This window comes from Moraxella cuniculi, assembly GCF_900637105.1.
Classification (GTDB): domain Bacteria; phylum Pseudomonadota; class Gammaproteobacteria; order Pseudomonadales; family Moraxellaceae; genus Moraxella; species Moraxella cuniculi.
In genome coordinates this window covers 1985272-2008931 of sequence record NZ_LR134343.1, presented here as the reverse complement: position 1 = coordinate 2008931, position 23660 = coordinate 1985272, and the positions used below count along the sequence as shown (strand labels likewise).

Genomic DNA, 23660 nt, shown 5'->3' with positions numbered 1-23660 from the left:
CAGGTTGTTACACCAGTCCAAGCACCTGCTGTATCGCAAGTCAAAAAACCTGTTATTGCATTTGAATTAACTCAGCCGCTGTATGCAATGTCAGACTTGATTCTGCCAATAAAAACCAAGGCGGAGTTAAAGCGTGTGATTGCTTTGCGTCAATTTCAAAAAGAGGTATTTGATAATTGGGGTTTTGCAGCTACTCATAAATATGATAACAAAATGATCATTAACTTATATGGCGAACCAGGCACTGGAAAAACGATGGCAGCACATGCCATTGCTCATGCGGTGGGTCGTCCATTGGTTATTGTAAATTATGGTGATATTGAATCTAAATATGTTGGTGAAACGCCTAAGAATATACAAGCAGCATTTGAATTTGCTAAAAACAATAATGCAGTTTTGTTTTTTGATGAAGCGGATGCGATTTTAAGTCGGCGTGTAACCAATATGAGTAGTGCAACAGATACCAGTGTCAATCAGACGCGTTCGGTTATGCTAACTTTGCTTAATGATTACAATGATACTGTCATCTTTGCCACAAATTTTATCAGTAATTATGACTCTGCATTTATGCGGCGGATTTTAATGCATATTGAATTTATACTACCAGATGCCGATACACGCAGGATGCTGTTTAAGCAATATATCCCAAGGCAACTACCTCATCAGATTGATATAGAAAAACTGATTGGGTTTTCAGATGGTCTTAGCGGCTCTGATATTGCCAATGCGGTATTGCTTGCGGCGTTTTCTGCAAAAAGTGATGGTTGTGATTTTGTCAGTCATCAAAATATAGAGAGTAAAATCCAAAGTATCTTAGCAAGTAAGCATGCTAATGATAATCGTCCACAAGTTGAAGTTAAAAAACGCATCGTCTCAGAAGCGTATGCCCAATCACAAATCCAACAAGGAGAAAAATTATGATTCCTTTTATGGTTGCAGCTGCCGCCTTAGCAGGCGTGGTTGTTGTTTCTGTCTTTTGGAATGAAATTAAAAATTTCATTAGTGCCAGCATAGAAAAAATTAAGACAATTATTATACCAAGCGCTATCGTGGGTTTTCGTACCTTTTTGGAATCAAATGGTAATTTTTTTAAGACATATAAGGCAGTTCAAAAGTATTACAGTCGTTTAAATAATGGTCAATACCAAGAGACGGTGATGACTAGAACTTTAGAAGCTAAAGATTTACCACCTGGGATTAGAGAAAAGGCAGAGAATCGGTCGCAAGCTGATATTACCGATGAAATACAACAAGAGCTTCGTTTGGGGGTTTGATATGAAAAAACAAAATACTCAAAAAAAGCCATTTTCAATACTGTCAGACGAGACCAAAAAGCTGATAAATAATACGGTAGAGTCATTGCTAAACACAGCCATTAAAATAAATCAAACCACTTTAGAGGGTTTTATGGCTTTGCATTCTGACAAAATTGATGCCCTTATTTTAAGGGTTGAAAACCAAGAGCGACTGAGTTATGTTGCAGGCTATGCTGTTTTAAAAACATTGTCAGAAACAAAAATGCAGCTAGAATTCGAATTGTATTTTCAAGACATAAAACAACAATGGATATGCAAAAACTTGATTGCTGATACGGTAAATATTCATGATTATTTGGTGCCAGAATCTGCCAATAAATTGCTTGATGAACAGCAAATTCGATATGATGTAGAAAAACCAGTGGTGAAGTGATGGGAATTGTATTTGCTATCATTATATTTCTATTTTTTCTTGGTATTATTTGGGCTATTCTTAGAAAAATATTGGGAGATGTGGCGTTTTTAATCCCTATATCTGTTGGCGTTTTGCTGGTTTCTTGGTTGGTTCAATTATTGCTAGGGGCTTTTGATATTACTGTTTCTGTTTGGTCAATATTTTTTGTGATTTTTGCTGCCTTGATACTATTTGGTCTTTGGGCTGATGCACAAAGTAAAAAACAAAAAGAGATAATAGCGAGATTTTTTCGGCACCATCAAATGGGTGATTTGCAAGACATTGTAAATGAGCTTGCTAGATGCGGTTTTACAAATTCTGATGAGAAGCTGATTTTGCAAACTATTGATGAATTAATTGATAGTAAGCAAATCGAAGAAGCTGATCCAGGCAAGCTATGGAAATCTTTACACCAAGGTGAGTTTGTAACCAAAGTTGAACAAGTGGTGATTGATTTAGACTAAAGAATAAGCAAACCCAGACAGCTTTTGGATTTAAGCTATGTTTACCAATAAGTGATGGCGGTATTTTCACACGGATGGCGAGACAGTTTGCCTGTGATGTCTTTACTTGCCAACATTAAAGCATCTTTATCAATGCCTGTTTGATAGCCCATCCGATCAAGCAGATGGTATAAATCTTCGGTTGCCACATTGCCTGATGCTTCCTTGGCATAAGGGCAGCCGCCTAAGCCTGCAATGGACGAATCAAAAATACCATGCCCATTTGTAAAGATGCATAAACATTGGCAATCGCCATGCCATAGGTATTATGAAAATGCCCAGCCAGCTGTGCTTTGTCAGTGCGTTTTAGGCAGTCATGCCAAACAGTTTGTACTCTAATCTGGCGTGGCTGTGCCGAGTGTTTCGCCTAAGGAGATTTCATAGCGGCCCATATCAATCAGTTTGGCATAAATTTCAGCGACCGCCACAGACGAAATTTTACCTTCATAAGGACAATCTGTCATGCATGAGATATAGCCACGCACACGCACGCCATCTGTTTTGGCAAGTTTAAGAATTTCTTGAAATTTAAGCAGGCTGTCGTTAATTGAGCAGTTGATGTTTTTTGGTAAAACTTTCACTTAAGGCTGCCATCTGGGCGTAGTTTTGTTGATAACAGTGGTTGCGTGTGTTGAGCTTGCTTTTAATGATATTCATAATTTCCCCTAAAGATGTAGTTGTGTTGATAAAAAATTCGGTAGTGGCTTGAAAAGTATGCTGAGATAAAAATAATAAAGACAACTTGAGAAAAAGATGTTAATTTGAGGTTATGAAGACACAAATTATTATCCAATGCCCAAGCTGTCTAAGCTTAAGTATAAAGAAAAACGGTAAAAAAATCTATGGCAAACAGAACTACCAATGTAAAGATTGTCATCGACAATTTATCCATAAATCAGAACTTACCTACAAAGGGTGTCAAAGTTTTATCGATGATAAAATTCGTTTAATGCTAGTTTGCGGCTGTAGTATTGCTGACATTGTTGTCATTGAGCAAATCAGCAAGTATAAGGTATTGAATGTTTTAGTAAAATCTAACCATCAAATAAAACCTAAACAACACTATTACCATAAATTGCAAGTTGATGAATTTTGGACATATGTCGGGGACAAGAAAAACAAAGTTTGGCTTGTGTGCTTACGCACCTGATACAGGCGAAATTGTTTGTTTTGCTTGGAGTAAACTAAAAAATCCAGCCATTGGCTGGATTTTGTTTTAGCGACCAAGTGCCTCAACAGGGCTTAGCCGTGCGGCATTGCGTGCAGGCAGGTAGCCAAAGACGATGCCAATCAGTGTCGAGCAAATAAAGGCAGCAACAATTGACAAGGGCGAGACAATCATACCAAAATCCTCACCGCCAAAGCGATTGACCAGCACGCCAATCACCAGCGACAATAACACGCCCAAGATACCACCTAGGATGCACACCAACACTGCTTCTATCAAAAACTGCTGCATGATGTCGCTTTGGCGTGCACCGACAGCCATACGCACGCCGATTTCGCTGGTGCGTTCGGTAACAGATACCAGCATGATATTCATCACGCCAATGCCGCCAACGATTAAGGAAATGATGGCGATTGAAGAGATAAGCAGCGTCATAGAATTGGTGGTGGATTCAACCGCTTGACGGAATGAATCGGTGTTCATGATGTTAAAATCATCTGTGCCGTGCCGTGATTGAATCAAATTGCTGATGGCAGTTTCGGCAACTTCAGAGGGTGTATTGTCATCAATCAGCACCACAAATCTATCAATATAACTGCTGCCAAGCATACGATACATGACGGTGGTGTAGGGCATATACAGCTGGGGTGTGTTGGTTTGGCGACCAAAACTGGTGTCTTTGCTGTTTAGTACGCCAACAACCTGAGCAGGCACATTACCAATCAAGATAATCTGACCGATGGGGTCTCCCTTGCCTGCAAAAAAAGTTTTGTAGGCATTATTGTCCAAAATGACATCTTGGGTCATTTTTAGAATGCTGGATTTATCAAACCCTTGCCCCATTGCCAGTTTTTCGCCCGTTACATTCAGATATTCATCACCAACGCCGTTGATATTGGCGGTGGTTTCGATATTCTTGAAACGAGTGGTAACACTGCTATCAACTTGGGGGCTGACGCTTTTGGCATAGGGCTGGGCGGCGACAGCTTCGGCATCTTGGACGGTTAGGCTATTTTGTCCATAGCGGCGTCTGGGGTCGCCAAAGGGATAGCCGTTGATTACTGTGATGGTATTTGTACCCAGTTGATTGATTTCAGATAGGATTTTTTGTTTGGAGTCCTGCCCCAGACCAACGATTGACACCACAGAGGCAATGCCAATAATAATGCCAAGCATGGTCAAAAGAGTACGCATCTTATGAGCCATCATCGCAAAAAGCGACATTTTGAAGGCTTCTTTTAGACGGTCAAAAAGCCCAAACAGGCGACCTTTGCTGGCAAATTTGGTAGCATTGACTGGCGGTGTGTTGGTGAGGCGTGCATTTGCTGTATAATAATCATCAACAATATAACCGTCCTTTAGCTCAATCACTCGCTCGGCTTGACTGGCAAGCGATGGGTCGTGTGTTACCATGATGATGGTATGTCCTGCCTGCTTTAGCTCGTGCAGGATTTTCATCACCTCAATGCCTGATTGGCTGTCAAGTGCCCCTGTGGGTTCGTCCGCCAAGATAACCTCACCGCCATTCATCAAGGCACGAGCAATTGAGACACGCTGCTGCTGACCGCCAGAGAGCTGATTGGGGCTGTTGTGTAATTTTTGCCCAAGCCCTAATGAGCTAAGCAGTTTTTTGGCTCTGTCCCTGCGAGCGTTGCCATCCATGCCAGCATAGATGGCAGGCACGATGACATTATCTTCTGCATTGATATCGGCAAGCAGGTGATAACGCTGAAAAATAAAGCCAAAATGCTCACGGCGAAGTTTGGCAAGTGCCTCACCATCAAGCTCATCAACGGATTGGTTAAAAATACGATACTGTCCAGAGCTTGCCTTGTCTAGGCACCCCAAAATATTCATCAAGGTGGATTTGCCAGAGCCTGACTGTCCAATAATGGCAACCATCTCGCCTTGATATAGTGTCAGATTAATGCCGTGCAATACACGAATCGTGCCATCGCCTGCGGCAAAATCTCGCACCAAGTCCACCACTTCAATCAGCGGTGTTTTGTTGCTTTGCGTGGTTGAGCTGTTCATACTGCCTCCTTGCTTGATTATCGCATCATTGGCGATCTGCCTCGATTGCTGCTACCACGCTCATCACCACCTTCGCCGCTTTCGCCGATAACGATGGTCTGACCCTGTTGTAGCCCAGAGAGGATTTGGGCATTGACACGGTTATTAATGCCAACTTTTACCTCAACAGCTTCGGCAAATCCGTCCTTGCCAATAATTTGCACGGTGGTTTTGCCTTTATCGGTTTTGATGGCAGAAGCAGGGATAACAAGAGCATTTTTTGCCTGATCGATGATGATATTGACCTGTGCTGTCATATCAATGCGAAATCTGCCATCGCTATTATCCACATCAAGATAGCCGATATAATACACTGCCGAACTGGTGCTGCTTGTGCTGCTGATGGTCTCTGGGGCAGGTTCGATACCCTTTAAGATGGCGTTATATTGCTCATCTGGATTGCCAATGATATTAAATCTTGCGGGCATATCGGGGCGAATGTTAATCACATCGGCTTCGGAGATTTGGGCGTTGATACGCACACGGCTCAAGTCAGCAAGCGTTACGATGGTCGGAGCGGATTGGTTGGCATTGACAGTGGTGCCTTGTTTTTGGGTAACTGAAACCACAGTACCGTCCATCGGAGCACGAATGGTAGTATGGCTTAGCGATTCTTCGGCAGTGATGACATCATTTCGTGCCTTGCCGATAGCGGCTTGTTGGCTTTTGATGGCGGCTTTGGCATTATTTATTGCAGTTAGGGCATTTTGGTGGCTTGCTTGGGCGGTTTTTAGGGCGGCTTCGGCAACGGCGACTTTGGATTGGGCTTCGTCATACTCTTCACGGCTGATGGCGTTAATCTCTATCAGTCCTTGTAGTCGCTGAAAACTTTGGCGAGCACGGTTAAGCTCGGCTTGGCGTGTCTCAACGGTGGCAGCAGCTTGGGCAACTTCACCTTGACGAGCCGCCAAATCCCCTTGTGCTTGGCTTAGGTTGGCTTCGGCTTGCTCAAGTGTTGCTTTGGCGTTGGCGGCAAGGTTTTTTTGTTCCACTTGGCTGATTTGGGCGATAATGTCGCCTTTTTTGACAAAATCACCCACATCAACATACAGGCGGGTAATCTCACCTGAAACTTGCGAGCCGACATTGACCGTCTCGATTGCTTTGATTTTGCCCGATGCCATGACGGTATTTTCGATATCTTGCCTTTGCACCTCGCCAGTCAAGTAGGTCGGTGCAACAGGGGTGGGGTTGAGTTTTTTATAAATAAAAAATGCCAATAATAAGATAAGCAGGGCAGCAATAAACCATTTGAGGTATTTGCGATGACCTAATTTTGACTTGGAGGGTTTGGTAGCTTGCATAAAATATTCCGTAGATGAGGCGGACGAAGTTACAGGACTCTATGCCTTAATTTTGGCAAATCTTCATTTGCAATCATGGCAAAACAGCCAAGGCGGCGTATTTTGCCAAATCATTGATGCAAAAAATCGGACAAATGTAACTTTGTATCACTAAAGCAAAATTTTGCCTTATCATATCAAGTTATATTTAAGCGTTATCAGAGTAAATGATTATATTTGTAATAAAATGTAAATTTTTGTAAATTAATCAGCTGAGGGGTGGCTGATTGTCAGGCAGGGCTGATGGTGGATTTTTGACAAAAAATAAGAACGGCTTGTTCGAGCAATCGCCACGCATTATCATCACCAAGCCCTTTGATTGCCTTGTCAATGTCATAACCAAGTGCCAAAAGTTGGCTGATGGCTTGTGGCGAGAGTTGTCGTGTGAGGCGTTGGTAGGTGGTGATTTTGTTACGCCAAACGCCAAGCGTTAGCGGGTCGGAGCCTTGTTTCATGGCGGCGATGATTCGAGCGTCTTTTAATATCGCCCACAGTACAATGCTGGCAGCGGTGTCGTGGTGTTTTAGATGATGAATGATTTTTAGGGCGGTGTTGGCATCACCCAAGAGCAGAGCATCGGACAAATCAAATACCGTGAAACTACCACCATCAGCAAGCAGCGTCTGTAGCTGCGGCACATCAACCACACCATCAGCAACCAATGACAGTCGCCACAGTGTCTGATAAGCACTTAGCAAATCGTTTTCGGTATGTGCCATCAGCACTTGCCACGCAGAGGGGTGAAGTTTGACACCAAGCTCATCTGCCTTGATGGTCAAAAGTTGCTGACGCTGATTTTCGCCGCTGATATTGCCATCGATAACGGTGCCTTGTGTGTCAAACAGCTTAAAGGCTTTGCTGTTTTGGGCTTTTTTATCCTGCTTTGGCAGCAGCCACAGCAGATGATGGGCGGTGTTGCCAGCCTTAGCATCGTCAGCAAAGGCGTGCAAGGCAGACAGGGTGTCGTCATCGGGTTTGTGCTTGCCAGTAACGATAATGGCGGTAGATTCGGCAAATAGCGACAGTGCTGACAGCTCAGCAATGACCGCTTGCCAGCTTTTGCTGCCAGTCAGCTCAATGCGTTTGATGATTTGCCGATTTGCCTGCCAATTGGCACGACAACCATCAACCAGCCACTGTAGCAACAATTCCTCATCAGAATGCACAAGCCACAAGCCAGTAAGGACGGTTTGTGGCTGGGCAAGGGTGGGGTAAATCGCCAAAAATCGCTGTTGCATTATTGGCTGGCTGCCTTCGCCAGTGCGTGATATTGTTCGGCAATGCGTTCGGCAAGATTATCTTGTAGCCAGACTTTGATTTGGCTGCCTTGCTGATCGCTTGTGGCGACACTGGCTTCGTTGTGCTGGTAGCTGCGTTCTACTTGTACGGTGTTGGTGATACGCTTATCACCCAGCTGATAGCGAACATCGGCAGTCAGCACCAGTCGGATTTCGGTCAGTACACCAAGCAGCTTGTACTCACGATAACGCAGGTTGTATACATGGATTTTGCCTGCGACATCGGAGCTGCTGACAATGCCTAGCTGAGCCAACTGGGTGCTGATTTTGGCTTTGGTGGCGTGTGCCAAAGCTGTATCCTCGGCACTGATATCAACCGCACTGTAAGCAGGGGCGAGCTGTGTCGCTGCTGGATTAATGCCACGAAGCCCAAAACCACAGCCACTCAAGGTTGCAGTGGTGATGGTTAAAAGGGCGATTTGTAGGAATTTTTTGTTCATTAGGCACCTGCCACAACGAAGCTGATGAGTTTATTTGGCACAACAATTTGTTTTTTGATTTCACCTGTCAAAAATTTTGCCACGCCTTCAAGTGCTTTTGCCTCGCTGATTAATAAATCATGATCCATGTCGGCGGCGACTTCCATTTTGCCACGCACCTTGCCATTGACCTGCACAACCATGGTGATGGTGTCATTTACCAGTGCTGTTTCGTCCAGTTGTGGGAAGCTAAGCGAGCTTGTGTCAATGCCAAAAGCTGTAAGCAAATACTCACCCACATGAGGTGCGTACAAAGACAACAAGGTCAATAGCGTAACCAGTGCTTCATGTTTAACCGCAAGCTCCTGTGTGCTATTGGCATGAAAATTACCAATCTCATTACACAGCTCCATCAAGCCAGACACAGGGGTATTTAGTGCCAAATGCTCACCCAGACTTGCATCAATCTTGGCAATGGTTTCGTGTGTTTTGCGACGCAGATCTTTGCTTGCTTTGGACAGTGCGGTTTTGTCAATTGTTAAATCATTAGCGGTCAGCTCCGAAATGGCAGATAGATGCTCAAAGGCAGTACGCCAAACTTTTTTGACAAAGTTATGCGGGCCTTTTAAGCCACTGTCTGACCACTCTAGCGTCTGGTCGGCAGGTGCGGTAAATAGCGTATACAGACGCACTGTATCAGCACCATATTGCTCAATGATTTGTTGCGGATCGACACCATTGTTTTTGGATTTGCTCATTTTTTCAATTTTGCCAATCACCACAGGCTTGCCATCAGCCTTGAGCGTTGCGGTGGTGGTTTCTGCCGTGCCAGTCAGCTCAACTTCGTGTGGGAAGTAGTAGCTTTTGCTGCCATCGGCATTTTCACGATAATAAGTGCCAGCCAACACCATGCCTTGAGCCAAAAGATTGGCAAATGGCTCATCACCACTGACCAAGCCCTCATCTCGCATCACTTTGTGGAAGAATCGTGCATACAGTAGGTGCAAGACAGCGTGCTCAACACCGCCAACATACTGATCCACCGCCAGCCATTTATCGGCAGCAGCCTTGTCAATCATTTGTGTATCATCATGCGGACTAACAAAACGCTGTGCATACCAGCTGGATTCCACAAAGGTGTCAAAAGTGTCGGTTTCTCGTTCGGCATCTTGACCGCATTTTGGGCAGGTAGTGTGCAAAAACTCCGCCATCTGTTTTAGGGGGTTGCCACGCCCATCAGGGATAACATCGGTCGGCAAAACCACAGGCAAATCCGCCTCGTCCACAGGGACAGTGCCGCAGTATTCGCAGTTTACCATAGGGATTGGGCAGCCCCAGTAGCGTTGGCGAGACACGCCCCAATCGCGCAGACGGTATTGGGTGGTGAGCTTGCCCAGACCTTTTTCGCTGATGATTTGATTGACTTTGGCACAGGCTTCATCGTAGCCAAGTCCATCTAGCACCCCAGAATTGATACAAAAACCCGTTTTTTCGCCATACCATGCTTGCCAGTTTTGGCAATCGTATTCGCTTGTTTTGTTTGTATTATCAATCACTTGCTTGATGGGCAGTTGGTATTTATTGGCAAATTCAAAATCACGCTCATCGTGAGCAGGCACACCCATCACCGCCCCAGAGCCATAGCTCATCAGCACATAGTTGGCAACCCAAACAGAAATCGGCTCGCCTGTGATTGGGTGGCGGGCAAACAAGCCTGTATCCATGCCGACTTTTTCGGCTTTGGCAAGGTCAGCTTCGGCAACAGAGCCTTGTTTGCATTCGGCACAAAACGCTGCAATAGCAGGATTGTGTTTGGCAGCGTATTGAGCCAATGGATGCTCAGCGGCAACCGCCAAATAGCTCACCCCCATGATGGTATCAGGGCGAGTGGTAAATACTCGCAGCACATCATCAATGCCATCAAGCTGGTAAGTAAAATCCAGCTCCATGCCCTGACTTTTGCCAATCCAGTTGTGCTGCATTGACAGCACTTGCTTAGGCCAGCGACCTTCGAGTGTTTTTAGATCGTCAAGCAGCTCATCTGCATAGTCCGTGATTTTAAAATAATACATCGGAATGTCGCGTTTTTCGACAATCGCTCCTGAACGCCAGCCACGACCATCAACCACTTGCTCATTGGCAAGCACAGTATTGTCCACAGGATCCCAATTAACTGTGGCAAGTTTTTTGTATACCAAGCCTTTTTTGTACAATTGCAAAAACAGCCACTGCTCCCAGCGATAGTATTCTGGCGTGCAGGTGGCAAATTCACGAGACCAGTCAATTGACAAGCCCAGTGCCTGTAGCTGCGTACGCATATTGGCAATGTTTTCAAAGGTCCATTTGGCAGGGGCAACTTGGTTGGCGATGGCGGCATTTTCGGCAGGCAGACCAAAAGCGTCCCAGCCCATCGGCTGCATAACTTCATGGCCTTTTTGGCGATAGTAGCGACTTAGCACATCGGTGATGGCATAGTTGCGCACATGACCCATGTGCAGTTTGCCACTTGGATAGGGGAACATCGACAGCATATAGCGTGTCGGTTTGCTGCTTGGAGCGTTGCTGGTGTGATAGCGTTTTTCACGCTCCCATGTGTCTTGTAGTTGTTTTTCTATTGCACAAAAATCGTAATTTTCTAAAGAAAGTTGGCTCATGTTGTTACCTGATCGCAGTGTAAATTATCAAAAATTCAATAAATCCCTTATTATACCTAAAATTCATCAAAGTTTGCTATAATTTGGCAAATTTAACCAAATTTTTCGACAAATTGGAGTGTATATGGGTATCACTATCTATGGCATCAAAAATTGTGCCACGATGAAAAAAGCATTTGATAAGTTAGAGAGCTTGGCGGTGGATTATCAGTTTTTTGATTACAAAAAATCTGTGCTAAGCGAGGCGGAGTTTGTCGCCTTTGTCAAAGCCTTTGGTATAGAAAAGGTGATTAATAAAAAAGGCACAACCTATCGCAAGTTTGATGAGGCGACCAAGCAGCGTGTCGAGGCGGCAATTGCCAAGCCAGATGAAAATAATCTTAATTATTTATATCAAATTGTTAAAGAAAATCAAAGCCTGATTAAGCGACCAATCATCATGGGCGATAAGCAGGCTGTGGGTTTTGATGATGCCAGTTATCAGCAGTTATTTGGCTGATTGGCAACGCCGTCAATGGGGCTTGAAATTAACCGTGTGATTGGTGCGTGGCTATTTGTCAAATTCTGGCACAGCCATACCCCAGTTGCCATAAAATTCGCTTAAGAATTTGTCAAACTGTTGTTGCTCAATGGCGGTGCGAATTTGTGCCATCAGTCGCTGATAATAACGCAGGTTATGAATGGTGGCAAGTTGTGCTGACAGCATTTCTTTGCATTTGTGCAGATGGTATAAATAGGCACGACTAAAGTTCTGACAAGTATAGCAATCGCACTGACTGTCCAGTGGAGCGGTATCGGTGCGATATTGGCTGTTTTTGATACGCACTACGCCTTTGTTGCTGGCATCGCCTGTAACAAAATAATGCCCATTGCGTGCGTTGCGTGTCGGCATGACACAGTCAAACATATCCACCCCACGACGCACCGCCTCGACAATATCAGCAGGCTTGCCTACGCCCATCAGATAGCGAGGCTTGTCGCTTGGCATGGCGTTTGGCAGATAGTTTAGCACCTGAATCATCTCTTCTTTGGGCTCACCAACCGACAGACCGCCGATGGCATAGCCATCAAATGGCATTGCAAGCAACCCTTCGAGAGATTGCATACGCAAATCCTGATACATACTGCCTTGAATAATGCCAAACAGGGCATTTTTGTTGCCCAGCCGCTGATGTTCATCAAGGCACCGCTGACCCCAACGCAACGACAGCTCAAGCGAGGCTTTGGCGGCTTCGTGCGTGGCAGGGTAGGGAGTGCATTCATCAAACTGCATGACAATATCCGAATTCAGATCTTTTTGGATTTGCATTGAAGTTTCTGGCGATAAAAACACCTTAGCCCCATCAACAGGCGAGCGAAATGCCACGCCCTCTTCACTGATTTTACGCATCGCCCCCAGACTAAATACCTGAAAGCCACCCGAGTCGGTCAAAATGGGCTTATGCCACTGGGCAAAATTATGCAATCCACCAAACTCACGAATCACCTCCATGCCGGGACGCAGCCACAGATGAAAGGTATTGCCCAAGATGATATCGGCACCAATGCCCTCAATATCGCGAGGCAGCATACCTTTGACCGTGCCATAAGTACCCACAGGCATAAAGGCAGGTGTTTGCACTTGACCATGTGCCAGACTGACCGTGCCACGGCGTGCATGATTGTTGCCACCATCGACATTGTGTAAGGTGAATTTCATAATTTTCTCAAGATAACTGCGGTTAAAATGGTGTATTTTAGCACAGTTTATCAAAAATCTATCAATAGCGTGGCAGAAAATCAACTTGCAAAAGCGTTAAAATTAATATTTATGATAATGATATTTTATTAAAATTAATAAAAATTATGGCATATTATACTAATATAAGATATTTTTATTAATTTGATATGGCTATAAAAATGCCGCTGGCACCATTGTTGGTGCCAAGGTACTTGTTTGCGATATATTTTATGAGTAGAAATTGCCAAAACCCAATCAAATAACACAAGGCAAAGGTTTGTGAATCATGGATGGTATCGGTAAATTTGCTAAGACGCATGGGTGATTGATTGGTTTGGGTTGTTTGTGTGGGTTTAATTTGTGGCACGCTCCAAAAACATCGCATCACCATAGCTAAAGAAGCGATATTCTTGTTTGATGGCATGGGCATAAGCCGCTTTGATGGTATCAGTTCCCATAAATGCCGAAACCAGCATAAGCAGGGTGGATTTTGGCAAGTGAAAATTGGTAATCAGGCAGTCAATCACCCCAAATTGATAGGGTGGATAAATAAAAATCTGCGTATCACCAGCGAATTCGTGCAGTGTGTCGCAGGTGCGTTGTAGATATGCTGTTTCTAGGACGCGTGTTACGGTTGTGCCAACAGCAATGACTCGACCGCCAGCTGCTTTGGTTTGGTTGATGAGTTCAGCGGTGGCAGCAGGCAGGTGTGCATATTCGGCGTGCATGATATGTTCAGAGAGCTTGGCTGCTTTGACAGGGGCAAAAGTCCCTGCACCGACATTTAAGGTTACAAAGGCGATATTGACCCCTTTGTCCTTGATTTGTTGCAATAAGGCATCATCAAAATGCAGACTGGCTGTGGGAGCAGCAACACTGGCGGTGTGGTTTGGGTTATGAAAGACGCTTTGGTAGCGTTCATCATCAAGGCTTGTGGCACTGCGTTGAAAATACGGCGGAATGGGCATTTGCCCAAATTGTTCTAAGGCTGGCAAAATCGGCACATCAAACGCAAGCACAAACAGATTTTCTTTGCGATCAATCACGGTGGCGGATAATTGATTGTCTGCAAGTTTTAAGGTTTGTCCGATTTTGGGCGAGCGACTGGCACGCACATGGCACAAGGCAGCATAAGGGGCATTGGCAACATTAAATAATAATCGCTCAACCAAAACCTCCACTGCACCACCTGTGGCTTTTTGACCATAGAGGCGAGCTTTCATGACTTTGGTGTCGTTTAGCACCAACAGATCGCCAGCACGCAACAGTGATGGCAGATCGGTAAATTGTCGATCTTGATAGCCATGCTGCGTCAAATGCAGCAGCCGAGAGTCGCTACGCTTGGCAAGTGGCGTGCGAGCAATCAGCTGCTCTGGCAGATGGTAGTCATAATCATCAACAAGTGGTGTCTGGTCGGACTGTGTCATAACAACGCTCAATAAAATAAAGCATTATTGTAACAAAAATCCACTCCATTCTCCAGCAGCTTAATGCCATCTTGGGTTTTGCTGGCTTGTTTGCTACCTTTGTATGGCAAAAGTCAGTTTGCTTCAGTGATTTTGTGCTAAAATAACAATTGCGATGGTTTGTGGACTTGGCAATGCCAAAGTCAAAAACGCATTGTATTTATTTGAATTGATTTAAGCAAAGACAGATAATAAGATTGGGCTATGTTTGGTTTCTTTAACAAAAAACACTCCACCGAAACAAAAATTGCAGCAGTGCTTGAGCAAATCATGCTGGCAGACAAGCCGCTTGCGACATTTGTTGAAAAACAATCAGTAGCAAATCAGGTGCTAAATTTGCAGGTGCGTATCAAGCAGACGCAAATGCAGGCACTTGAGGTATGTCATCAGCAGTTACAGCAGCAACTGCATGGGCTGGGCATTGTTCAGGTTGATATTAATGCTGTGGTGGATAATGCTGATATGGGCATGGTGCAAACCCATCAGCCAGACAATACTGCAAATGCGGCGGATAGCCATACATCAGACAAACCACCAGCCAAAGCTGCCCCCAAGCAATCTGAACTGACCCCTCATCCACGCATTAAGCACATTATCGCCATCGCTTCAGGCAAGGGCGGCGTTGGCAAATCTACCACCACGGTGAATTTGGCATTGGCATTGCAGGCTTTGGGCAAGCGTGTTGGTGTGCTTGATGCTGATATTTATGGCCCATCGATACCTGCCATGTTGGGTGTTGCAGGCAGTAAGCCTATGGTTGAGAATGATCAATTTGTACCGATTGATGCACAGGGGCTTGCGGTTTTGTCAATTGGTAATTTGCTGGATTCTGAGCAAACGCCAGTGGCATGGCGTGGCATCAAGGCAACAGGGGCGTTAATGCAGCTGTATACACAGACCAACTGGCCAATGCTTGATTATTTGTTGATTGATATGCCACCAGGCACAGGTGATATTCAGCTGACATTGGCTCAACGCATTTTGCTGACAGGGGCGGTGATTGTAACCACGCCGCAACATATCGCCTTGCTTGATGCCCAAAAAGGCGTAGCCATGTTCCAAAAAACTGACATTGCTGTTTTGGGTATTGTTGAGAATATGGCACTGCACACTTGCTCAAATTGTGGTCATAGTGAAGCAATTTTTGGTGCAGGTGGCGGTGATGAGATGGCAAGACGCTATGGCGTACCATTGCTTGGGCAATTGCCACTTGATGGCAATATCCGTGCTTTTATGGACGATGGTAAAATTGACAGCTTGCAACAAGCTGATTTTGCTCAGCATTATCTAGAGATTGCCAAAAAGATTGATGAGACAGTTGCCAAGCAGCCCAAAAAAACCAGCGACCGCTTTTTTTGATTGAATCATTTGCCCAAAAAACAAGCCAAGCAAGAGCCGAATGGCAAAAGGCGAAAAGCCAAGCAACACAAAAAGCAACAATTGCAAATTTGCAAGCCTGCCATAATGAACAAGGATTAAACCAAGTTGGCAAAATGCTTTTTGGTGGCGTATTTACTGAACTGGTTTGGTAAATAGTCGCGTCAAGGGCAAAGCTCGCGGAGTACCGCCTGATTCATTTGTGGGCTAAAGGATAGCTGTGGCTGAGTGCAATCAACACTAACAGGCAGTGTCTGAGTGGCAGCTCGCCGCTCAAAAAAATACAACATGGCTTGCTTGCTTGTTGGGCTGTCGGGGCTGGTTTTTATGCTTGTTTTGTCCAAAGCAACAAATTGCAAAACTTGCGGCTTGGGATATGACCAAGGACGATACCAAGAGCTGCTCGGCACGGTTGCAACCACGACAACACCCTCTGGCAGTTTGGCGATGGTGTCATCTGCCCAGCTGTATTCGCTATAAACCTGAAAGGCAATCATGCCAATACCAGCAGCGGCAGGAACAATCCATTTTGGTAGTTGTTTAAATATCAAGCGAAATGGCAACACAAGCCCCGCAAACAAAAAACCACTCATTACTGTGGCGATAATTTCCCAAAACATCATAACTGACATTCCTGTTAATCAATAAGTTAGGTTGGCAAGATTTGGATTATTATAACAAGTGCTTGCCAAAATACCATCAAAATAATTCATTTTATCAAGGCGGCTGTTGGTAGGGTGATTTATATAAAAAATCACCCAGAAAAACTCTGGGTGATTTTGTTAATGCTGGCGATTAATGATCGATTGCACCACCAGCACCTTTTGGATAACGCACACTTTCTACCAAATCTTGAACTTCTTTTGGTGGTGGATTGCCCATCGCTGATACAGCGAATGCAACAATAAAGTTGATTAATGCACCAACCGTGCCGAACGATAATGGAGAAATGCCCAAAATCCACTGAGATTCTACATTTTCAAAGGTGTTGGTACCTGGGATAAAGAACCAGCCCATGTACAAGAACACATAGATACAAGTGGTTACTAGGCCTGCAATCATACCAGCGGTTGCCCCTGTTGAATTGATGCGTTTTGAGAAAATACCCATCATCAAGGCAGGGAATAGGCTTGAGGCAGCGATACCAAATGCCACGGCAACAACTTGAGCTGCAAAGCCGGGTGGGTTCATGCCCAGATAAGTTGCAACAACGATAGCAACTGTCATTGAGACGCGAGCCGCCATCAGTTCGCCTTTGTCGCTAATATCTGGCTTGATGGTCTTTTTGATCAAGTCGTGTGATACCGCTGACGAGATGGCAAGCAATAGACCTGCGGCAGTTGATAGGGCAGCTGCTAGACCGCCAGCGGCAATCAGACCAATCACCCAGCTTGGTAGGTTGGCAATTTCAGGGTTGGCAAGTACTAAGATGTCGTTGTTCACCTCTAACTCATTGCCTTGCCAGCCTTTTTCGGCAGCTTTGGCAGCATAAGCTTCATTTTTGTCATTATAGTACTGAATCAGCCCGTCGTTATTTTTATCCTCATATTTGAGCAAGCCTGTATTTTCCCAGTTTTTCATCCATTCTGGACGAGATTCGTACTGGAGTGCAGGTGCGTCAATGCCTTGCGGATAGACAGTATTGATGATATTCATGCGAGCCATTGAACCAACTGCAGGGGCAGTGGTGTATAGCAAGGCGATGAAAATCAATGTCCAGCCAGCTGATGTGCGTGCATCAGAGACTTTTGGCACGGTAAAGAAGCGGATAATAACATGAGGCAGACCTGCAGTACCAATCATCAGCGATGCAGTCAGCAGGAACATATTGAGTTTGTTTGGTACATCGGCAGTGTATTGCTCAAAGCCCAAATCTGTTACCAATAAATCCAGCTTTTGTAAGATTGGCATGCCTGAACCAACATCAGTACCAAACATACCTAGGGCAGGGATTGGGTTGCCAGTTAGGTTTAGTGAAATAAAGATGGCAGGAATGATATAGGCAATCATCAGCACCACATATTGTGCCACCTGTGTGTAGGTAATGCCTTTCATACCGCCCAGTACCGCATAAAACAGTACAACCACGGCAGCAATCATCAGACCTGTGTCTTTATCTACTTCTAAGAAGCGAGAAAATGCCACGCCAGCACCAGTCATTTGACCGATAACATAAGTGGTACACGCCAAAATCAAACAAACCACCGCAACCAAACGAGCGGTCTTGCTGTAGAAGCGATCGCCGATAAAATCAGGCACGGTGAATTTGCCAAATTTACGCAAATACGGAGCAAGCAATAATGCGAGCAGTACGAAGCCGCCTGTCCAGCCCATCAGATAGGCTGAGGCAAAATAGCCACTCATTGCCAGCATACCTGCCATCGAGATGAATGAGGCAGCACTCATCCAGTCAGCGGCAGTCGCCATACCATTGACCACAGGGTGAACACCGCCCCCTGCGACATAGAATTCTTTGGTTGAGCCTGCACGAGCCCAAATCGCGATGCCAAAATACAAAGCGAATGACAGACCAACAAAAATGATATTAATCCAAAACTGGCTCATGATCAGTCCTCCTTGACTCCAAAACGCTCTTCTAGTTTATTCATTTGCCATGAATAAAAGAAGATTAATGCGATAAAAAACAAAATAGAGCCTTGCTGACCGAACCAAAAGCCCAAATCGGCACCGCCAAAAGAGATGCCAGCTAATAAAGGTCTTAGCCAAATGGCAAAACCATGCGAAACCAATGCCCAAATAACCAAGCAAATGGCAATAATGCGGATATTGGCCTTCCAGTATCCTTGAATATCGTGTTGATTTTGTGACATAAATCACTCCTTTAAAGGAGCAGGGAGGTGCATCAATGATGTGCCGATTGTTTTGCTACCCCTGCTTGTTTTGTCCTTTTTTATTACCTGATTTGCAGAAGAACATATGTTAGCTATACAAATCAGACACCGATAGAATAGCATAATTTGTATAAATTACAATACACTTGTATGCTTTTTTTAAAAAAAGTTACTGTTTTGTGGCTAATTTTGTATCAAATTTTGTTTAAAATCGCCATAACAAATAATATTAATTATCAAAATATAATGAATATTATTTACATTGAAAAACTTCTGGGTTATAATTTCTATTATTGCAGCTTTATCACTGTTGATTGCTGTTGTTTATCAAAAAATATCAAATTTGTTATCATGGAGATGTAGCAATGCCTCACTGTCTAATCAAAACAGGAAAAAACCATTCAAATAAATATCTTTTATCCATCTTGGTGCCTGTGCTGATGGCTCAAATCTCACAGGCTTATGCTGAGGAAGTAAAGCAGCAACCAGCACTTCATGTTCAGTTACCAACTGGCGTTGTTAGCACAAAGAAAACCTTAAAACGACCTGTGGGTCAAACGGTCATCAACGACAGACAGATTGCTCGCAATATGATTGCAGACAGTCGCGATTTGGTGAAGTATCAAACAGGCATTACGGTTGTGGAGGCGGGGCGATTTGGTTCTAGTGGCTATGCAAATCCGTGGTGTTGATGAGAACCGTGTGGCGATTATGGTTGATGGGCTGCATCAGGCAGAGACTTTGGCATCACAAGGGTTTAAGGAATTATTTGAGGGTTATGGTAATTTTAACAACACCAGAAACAGTGTTGAATTTGAAAATATCAAAACAGCGACCATTAAAAAGGGTGCAGATTCGGTAACGGCTGGTAGTGGTGCCTTGGGCGGTGCGGTAATCTTTAAGACCAAAGAAGCTCAAGACTATCTGCAAGAAAAAGATTGGCATGTGGGTCTAAAGACGGGCTATTCCAGTGTCGATGACCAAAAAATGGGCAGTGCAACGGCAGCGGCTCGTTTGGGGGATTTTGATGCACTGCTGATCGCAACACGCAGAAACAAAAACGAAACCAAGAATTATGGCTATGATGATTATGATGCCAGCATTCAGGGCAAAACACGAGAAAAGCCCGATCCTTATGACATTACCCAAAAAAGCACACTGCTAAAACTGGGCTATACCGCCAATGAACGCCATCGTTTTGACATCAGTGTAGATGACACCAAGCAAAGATCCAAAGGCAATGATTTTTCTTATACCTTAAAATATTCACCCCTGACAGAGTCTGAAGAGGTGGAGCTTCGCCATACCGATGACAGAACCAAGCGTCAGGCTTTTTCGCTGTCTTATACCAACAGCTCGCCCAATCTTTTTTGGGACGAAGCATCTGTGCGTCTAACCAAACAAGACATCACCACAACAGCTCGCACGGATGATTATTGCGATGGCGAAAAGTGCCAAGCTGTCAGCAACCCACTGGGTCTGCAACTAAAAAATGGCAAAGTGGTGGACAAAAACGGCAATCCGCTGGTGGTACAAGCTGGAGAAGATGGCAGGGCTGAACTGGTGGCAAATGGCAAGGTGTATCAGAATTTTGATAACAAGCGTGTTGATCAATTTTGGTTTGATTGTAGTATATTTGACTGTAACAGCCCGATTGAGGCTTATGAAGCACAGTACGGTCAGTTTATCAATGCCATCAAATTGGACTTGGATCGCAAACGCACTGACCCAAATACTGGCAAAACCTATGCCACGACCTCGCGATTTTCAAATAGAATTCTGATGCCATTTCCGGGCAGTCCGGGCTATTTGACCAATTTATATTCTGAGCGTGATTTGAATTCCAAGACAAATCAGCTTAACCTTGACTTGACAAAATGGATAGGTGGCGATACTTTATCACACGACATCAGCTATGGTGGTTACTATAGCACCACCGAAAAATCCATGGTGAATAAATCAGGATCTAATGCTTGGTCATCCACATGGTGGGCGGATAAAACCTTGGGCTGGGATTTGAGTGATACGCTTCGCACCTGTGAGAACTTTTCGTCTTATAACAGCTTATTATGCCCTGGTCAAACTGTTTTTTCATTTCTCATTCCTGTCAAGACGACAGACAGTTCTTTTTATGCCAGTAACAAAATCGCCATCGGTGATAGACTTAATGTGGACTTGGGCTATCGTTATAATCGTGTTAAATATCAGCCAAACTATGTTGCTGGTCAAACTGCCAAAATCCCAGATGACATGGTAAAAGGGCTATTTGTCCCGCTGCCTGTCAATGATGTTGGCGAAGCTCCGAGATTTTGGAATTATAATGGCGGTTATAGCGACCCAAAATATCTGGCAGATCAAAAAGCGTATGAAGCCAGAAAAGAAGCCTATGAAGCAGCAGTCAAAGCAAACCCTGAGCAGAATATTGCTTATCTTTCCAAACCTCGGTCGCATTCGCAACATTCGTATTCGATAGCACCTTCGTTTGATTTGACTAATTATTTGAACATACAAGCAAAATACTCCAAAGGCTTTAGAATGCCGACAGCAGATGAGATGTATTTTACTTTTAGGCACCCTGATATCACTGTTAAGCCAAATGTAAATCTAAAACCTGAAATCGCCAAAACCAAAGAGCTGGTCTTGACCACCCATGGCAAATATGGCTTTCTTTCGGGCAGTATTTTTGAGACCAAATATACCGATTTTATTGATTTTAGCTTCCAAGGTTTGGCAGATATTGAAAAAAACAGTGCCAGAAGATGGCCGATTTATCAAAGCATCAATCGCCAAACCGCCAAGGCAGAAGGGGTTGAGATTAATGCTTTGTTAAATGCAGGCGAGCTGGTGTCTGCCATGAAAGGGGTGAAACTAAGTTACCAAATGACTCGTCAAAAAGGGCGTGCCGATGGCGATATCCCAATGAATGCCATTCAGCCAAATACATCAGTTTTTGGGGTTGGTTATGATGCTAAGAATGATAAGTTTGGTGCCAATTTATACATCACACGCGTCAGTGCCAAAAAAGCAGAAGATACATATAATTTGTTTTGGCGAGAGGAGGGTGCAAAAGACAGCACGCTTAGATGGCGAAGTGATGGCTATACAACTGTTGATTTGACAGGATATTATAAACCTACCAAAAACCTAACTTTACAAGCTGGCGTTTATAATTTGGCAGACAAAAAATACATGACTTGGGATTCGGCACGATCAATCAGACCATTTGGCACGAGCAATATGATTGACAAAAAAACCAATCAGGGCATTAATCGTTTCTTGGCACCGGGTCGTAACTTTAAGCTGAGCTTGGAATATGTATTTTAACTTGCCTTTATTTAATTGACAAAAAATCATCGCCGCTAAGACTGGCAATCTTGGACGGCGATGGGATTAAAAAACCTTTGGCTAACCAAAGGTTTTTTGCTGAGTGGATTATGAGCGATTGCCAAAATCAACCTTAGAATCAACCACCAGTGCATCAGGATCACCAGCGATACGCTCACGCTTGACAAATAAGAAAAATGCAATCGTTGTGAGAATGGCAAGACCAATACCGATATATACTGACAGCTGATAATCCAGACCGAAGCCGATTTGATTATAGGCCAAGAAAGTGTAGCAAGCAGCACTCATGATGATGGCAGGCAAGGTACAAATCCAGTGGAATTTGCGATAGCGATACAGATAGCCTGCTGCCGTCCACAACATGACCATGGCAACCGTCTGATTTGCCCAGCTAAAATAACGCCACAGAATCTGAAAATCAACCTTTGAGACAATAAAGCCGATGACAAACAAAGGAATGGCAATCCAGAGGCGTTTTAATAAAGTGCGTTGCTCTAAGTTGAAAAATTCGGCAATAATCAACCGAGCGGCACGAAACGCTGTATCCCCTGAGGTAATGGGCAGTACAACCACGCCAAGCACGGCAAACACACCACCAATTGCACCAAGAAAATAAATGGAGCTGTCGTATACCACCTTAGACGGTGAGCCTGCAGCGATGGCATCTTGTAGTGCTGTCAGGTCGGGATAAAATGACATACCTACCGCACACCAAATCAAAGCAATGATGCCCTCGGCAATCATGGCACCATAAAAGATAAATCGACCTTCGGATTCATTCATGGCACAGCGAGCCATTAGTGGCGTTTGGGTTGCGTGAAAACCTGACAATGCACCGCAGGTGATGGTCAATAATAGCAGTGGCCAAATTGGCAAATCACCTTTTGGTTGTAAATTGCTGAAAAATTTATCAACCGACAAGCCATCAATAGAGCCAAAAAAGCTGACCGAGCCTGTGCCTAGATGATTGCTTACCAAGCCATACATCATGCCAATTGACATAAATAGCAACAATGCACCAAACACAGGATAGATGCGGCCGATGATTTTGTCAATTGGCAACAAGGTGGCAATGATATAATAAATAAAGATAATCGCCGTCCATGCCAAAAGTATCGTTTCTTTGGTCATGCCCAGTGCAGTTGCCGCTGTGTTGCTTGCAGCTGTGCCAACGGCTTCGGCATTATCAACCGAGATACCGCCACTGTTACCAAAAATATCCATCGTGATGGTACTCATCAATTGTGCTGGACTTGCCACAAAAACCACACCAACCAAGACAAGCAATACAACCGCCAGAATATTAATAAAGGTTTTAATCGGAGTGCCTAGATATTTGCCAGTCAGATAGGGCATAGAGGCACCGCCATTACGCACCGAGAGCATACCGCACATGTAGTCATGCACCGCTCCTGCAAAAATACAACCAAGCACAATCCAAAGCATCGCAACAGGTCCGTACAAAGCTCCCAGAATTGGGCCAAAAATCGGGCCTGTGCCAGCGATATTGAGCAGCTGAATTAGCCAGATTTTGGTTTTTGACATGGGTACATAGTCCACGCCATCTGCCATCGTGTAGGCAGGAGTGTGTTTGTTTGGGTTGATGACAAAGATTTTTTCGACAATTTTGCCATAAATAAAATAACCCAACAACAAAACAGCAATACAAAAGAAAAACCACAGCATAGCATTTATTCCCAAGTAAGTGATGATGGTTTTGCAGTTTATATAA

Annotated in this window: 19 protein-coding genes and 2 pseudogenes; 9 read left to right on the top strand and 12 right to left on the bottom strand. The window is 44.3% G+C overall.

Annotated features, from left to right (window positions below):
• Nucleotides 1–87: 87 nt before the first annotated feature.
• The 4 genes from EL162_RS09105 to EL162_RS09090 are packed head-to-tail and all read left to right on the top strand — an operon-like array spanning nucleotide 88 to nucleotide 2174.
• The gene (locus tag EL162_RS09105) at nucleotides 88–921 is read left to right on the top strand and encodes an ATP-binding protein (RefSeq protein ID WP_227543459.1); all 834 of its coding nucleotides are present in this window, start codon (nucleotides 88–90) and stop codon (nucleotides 919–921) included.
• Nucleotides 918–1274: a hypothetical protein gene (locus tag EL162_RS09100; protein WP_126331496.1), complete on the top strand. Its 357-nt coding sequence runs from the start codon at nucleotides 918–920 to the stop codon at nucleotides 1272–1274. The genes EL162_RS09105 and EL162_RS09100 overlap by 4 nt, the downstream gene beginning before the upstream one ends.
• 1 nt (nucleotide 1275) lies before the next feature.
• Complete coding sequence (locus EL162_RS09095) at nucleotides 1276–1689, top strand: hypothetical protein (protein ID WP_126331495.1); 414 nt, start codon at nucleotides 1276–1278, stop codon at nucleotides 1687–1689.
• Entirely contained in the window at nucleotides 1689–2174 is a 486-nt protein-coding gene (locus EL162_RS09090) for a hypothetical protein (protein WP_126331494.1), read from the top strand. The genes EL162_RS09095 and EL162_RS09090 overlap by 1 nt, the downstream gene beginning before the upstream one ends.
• A gap of 41 nt (nucleotides 2175–2215) precedes the next feature.
• Here the strand turns inward: EL162_RS09090 and EL162_RS09085 are convergent.
• Nucleotides 2216–2813 (bottom strand): annotated as a pseudogene (locus EL162_RS09085) (hydroxymethylglutaryl-CoA lyase); the annotation flags it as partial.
• Between the two features lie 169 nt (nucleotides 2814–2982).
• On the opposite strand from EL162_RS09085, the pseudogene EL162_RS09080 reads away from it, so the two are divergent.
• A pseudogene (locus EL162_RS09080) lies at nucleotides 2983–3397 on the top strand (IS1 family transposase); the annotation flags it as partial.
• 32 nt (nucleotides 3398–3429) lie between these two features.
• On the opposite strand, the gene EL162_RS09075 reads toward EL162_RS09080, so the two are convergent.
• The 5 genes from EL162_RS09075 to leuS all read right to left on the bottom strand — a co-directional run bounded on the left by EL162_RS09075 (nucleotide 3430) and on the right by leuS (nucleotide 11168).
• The gene (locus tag EL162_RS09075; protein ID WP_126331492.1) at nucleotides 3430–5415 is read right to left on the bottom strand and encodes a MacB family efflux pump subunit; all 1986 of its coding nucleotides are present in this window, start codon (nucleotides 5413–5415) and stop codon (nucleotides 3430–3432) included.
• A gap of 17 nt (nucleotides 5416–5432) precedes the next feature.
• Nucleotides 5433–6758, bottom strand: a complete 1326-nt coding sequence (locus EL162_RS09070) for an efflux RND transporter periplasmic adaptor subunit (RefSeq protein ID WP_126331491.1) — start codon at nucleotides 6756–6758, stop codon at nucleotides 5433–5435.
• Nucleotides 6759–7027: 269 nt separating this feature from the next.
• Nucleotides 7028–8035: a DNA polymerase III subunit delta gene (holA, locus tag EL162_RS09065; protein WP_126331490.1), complete on the bottom strand. Its 1008-nt coding sequence runs from the start codon at nucleotides 8033–8035 to the stop codon at nucleotides 7028–7030.
• Nucleotides 8035–8535 (bottom strand): LPS-assembly lipoprotein LptE, encoded by a 501-nt coding sequence (locus EL162_RS09060; RefSeq protein ID WP_126331489.1) that lies wholly within the window; start codon nucleotides 8533–8535, stop codon nucleotides 8035–8037. The genes holA and EL162_RS09060 overlap by 1 nt, the downstream gene beginning before the upstream one ends.
• The gene (leuS, locus tag EL162_RS09055; protein ID WP_126331488.1) at nucleotides 8535–11168 is read right to left on the bottom strand and encodes a leucine--tRNA ligase; all 2634 of its coding nucleotides are present in this window, start codon (nucleotides 11166–11168) and stop codon (nucleotides 8535–8537) included. Before leuS ends, EL162_RS09060 begins: the two co-directional genes overlap by 1 nt.
• A 124-nt stretch (nucleotides 11169–11292) precedes the next feature.
• Between leuS and EL162_RS09050 the strand changes: the two genes are divergently transcribed.
• Nucleotides 11293–11667, top strand: coding sequence for an ArsC/Spx/MgsR family protein (locus tag EL162_RS09050; protein WP_126331487.1), 375 nt, complete (start codon nucleotides 11293–11295; stop codon nucleotides 11665–11667).
• Between the two features lie 51 nt (nucleotides 11668–11718).
• Here the strand turns inward: EL162_RS09050 and tgt are convergent, their stop codons facing one another.
• Entirely contained in the window at nucleotides 11719–12867 is a 1149-nt protein-coding gene (gene tgt / locus EL162_RS09045; protein WP_126331486.1) for a tRNA guanosine(34) transglycosylase Tgt, read from the bottom strand.
• Between the two features lie 374 nt (nucleotides 12868–13241).
• Nucleotides 13242–14315, bottom strand: a complete 1074-nt coding sequence (queA, locus tag EL162_RS09040; RefSeq protein ID WP_126331485.1) for a tRNA preQ1(34) S-adenosylmethionine ribosyltransferase-isomerase QueA — start codon at nucleotides 14313–14315, stop codon at nucleotides 13242–13244.
• A 243-nt stretch (nucleotides 14316–14558) separates the two neighbouring features.
• Between queA and EL162_RS09035 the strand changes: the two genes are divergently transcribed.
• Nucleotides 14559–15713, top strand: coding sequence for an Mrp/NBP35 family ATP-binding protein (locus EL162_RS09035; RefSeq protein ID WP_076556018.1), 1155 nt, complete (start codon nucleotides 14559–14561; stop codon nucleotides 15711–15713).
• 182 nt (nucleotides 15714–15895) lie between these two features.
• Here the strand turns inward: EL162_RS09035 and EL162_RS09030 are convergent, their stop codons facing one another.
• The 3 genes from EL162_RS09030 to EL162_RS09020 form a co-directional block, all read right to left on the bottom strand.
• On the bottom strand, nucleotides 15896–16354 hold the full coding sequence (locus EL162_RS09030) for a hypothetical protein (RefSeq protein WP_126331484.1): 459 nt from the start codon (nucleotides 16352–16354) through the stop codon (nucleotides 15896–15898).
• Between the two features lie 172 nt (nucleotides 16355–16526).
• Nucleotides 16527–18296 (bottom strand): sodium:solute symporter family protein, encoded by a 1770-nt coding sequence (locus EL162_RS09025; RefSeq protein ID WP_126331483.1) that lies wholly within the window; start codon nucleotides 18294–18296, stop codon nucleotides 16527–16529.
• A 2-nt stretch (nucleotides 18297–18298) separates the two neighbouring features.
• Nucleotides 18299–18562 carry a DUF4212 domain-containing protein gene (locus tag EL162_RS09020; protein ID WP_076556021.1) on the bottom strand — a complete coding sequence of 88 codons (264 nt, stop codon included), beginning with the start codon at nucleotides 18560–18562 and terminating at the stop codon, nucleotides 18299–18301.
• Nucleotides 18563–18948: 386 nt separating this feature from the next.
• Between EL162_RS09020 and EL162_RS10210 the strand changes: the two genes are divergently transcribed.
• On the top strand, nucleotides 18949–19275 hold the full coding sequence (locus tag EL162_RS10210; protein ID WP_227543400.1) for a hypothetical protein: 327 nt from the start codon (nucleotides 18949–18951) through the stop codon (nucleotides 19273–19275).
• Nucleotides 19256–21907 carry a TonB-dependent hemoglobin/transferrin/lactoferrin family receptor gene (locus EL162_RS09015; RefSeq protein ID WP_227543399.1) on the top strand — a complete coding sequence of 884 codons (2652 nt, stop codon included), beginning with the start codon at nucleotides 19256–19258 and terminating at the stop codon, nucleotides 21905–21907. The genes EL162_RS10210 and EL162_RS09015 overlap by 20 nt, the downstream gene beginning before the upstream one ends.
• A 108-nt stretch (nucleotides 21908–22015) precedes the next feature.
• Here the strand turns inward: EL162_RS09015 and EL162_RS09010 are convergent, their stop codons facing one another.
• The gene (locus EL162_RS09010; RefSeq protein ID WP_126331482.1) at nucleotides 22016–23614 is read right to left on the bottom strand and encodes a carbon starvation CstA family protein; all 1599 of its coding nucleotides are present in this window, start codon (nucleotides 23612–23614) and stop codon (nucleotides 22016–22018) included.
• Between the last annotated feature and the right edge of the window lie 46 nt (nucleotides 23615–23660).

Bases quoted from the DNA above. Each gene is read 5' to 3' on its own strand.
- EL162_RS09105 (WP_227543459.1), top strand. From the start codon at position 88: ATGTCAGACTTGATTCTGCCAATAAAAACCAAGGCGGAGTTAAAGCGT.
- EL162_RS09100 (WP_126331496.1), top strand. From the start codon at position 918: ATGATTCCTTTTATGGTTGCAGCTGCCGCCTTAGCAGGCGTGGTTGTT.
- EL162_RS09095 (WP_126331495.1), top strand. From the start codon at position 1,276: ATGAAAAAACAAAATACTCAAAAAAAGCCATTTTCAATACTGTCAGAC.
- EL162_RS09090 (WP_126331494.1), top strand. From the start codon at position 1,689: ATGGGAATTGTATTTGCTATCATTATATTTCTATTTTTTCTTGGTATT.
- EL162_RS09075 (WP_126331492.1), bottom strand. From the start codon at position 5,415: ATGAACAGCTCAACCACGCAAAGCAACAAAACACCGCTGATTGAAGTG.
- EL162_RS09070 (WP_126331491.1), bottom strand. From the start codon at position 6,758: ATGCAAGCTACCAAACCCTCCAAGTCAAAATTAGGTCATCGCAAATAC.
- holA (WP_126331490.1), bottom strand. From the start codon at position 8,035: ATGCAACAGCGATTTTTGGCGATTTACCCCACCCTTGCCCAGCCACAA.
- EL162_RS09060 (WP_126331489.1), bottom strand. From the start codon at position 8,535: ATGAACAAAAAATTCCTACAAATCGCCCTTTTAACCATCACCACTGCA.
- leuS (WP_126331488.1), bottom strand. From the start codon at position 11,168: ATGAGCCAACTTTCTTTAGAAAATTACGATTTTTGTGCAATAGAAAAA.
- EL162_RS09050 (WP_126331487.1), top strand. From the start codon at position 11,293: ATGGGTATCACTATCTATGGCATCAAAAATTGTGCCACGATGAAAAAA.
- tgt (WP_126331486.1), bottom strand. From the start codon at position 12,867: ATGAAATTCACCTTACACAATGTCGATGGTGGCAACAATCATGCACGC.
- queA (WP_126331485.1), bottom strand. From the start codon at position 14,315: ATGACACAGTCCGACCAGACACCACTTGTTGATGATTATGACTACCAT.
- EL162_RS09035 (WP_076556018.1), top strand. From the start codon at position 14,559: ATGTTTGGTTTCTTTAACAAAAAACACTCCACCGAAACAAAAATTGCA.
- EL162_RS09030 (WP_126331484.1), bottom strand. From the start codon at position 16,354: ATGATGTTTTGGGAAATTATCGCCACAGTAATGAGTGGTTTTTTGTTT.
- EL162_RS09025 (WP_126331483.1), bottom strand. From the start codon at position 18,296: ATGAGCCAGTTTTGGATTAATATCATTTTTGTTGGTCTGTCATTCGCT.
- EL162_RS09020 (WP_076556021.1), bottom strand. From the start codon at position 18,562: ATGTCACAAAATCAACACGATATTCAAGGATACTGGAAGGCCAATATC.
- EL162_RS10210 (WP_227543400.1), top strand. From the start codon at position 18,949: ATGCCTCACTGTCTAATCAAAACAGGAAAAAACCATTCAAATAAATAT.
- EL162_RS09015 (WP_227543399.1), top strand. From the start codon at position 19,256: ATGCAAATCCGTGGTGTTGATGAGAACCGTGTGGCGATTATGGTTGAT.
- EL162_RS09010 (WP_126331482.1), bottom strand. From the start codon at position 23,614: ATGCTGTGGTTTTTCTTTTGTATTGCTGTTTTGTTGTTGGGTTATTTT.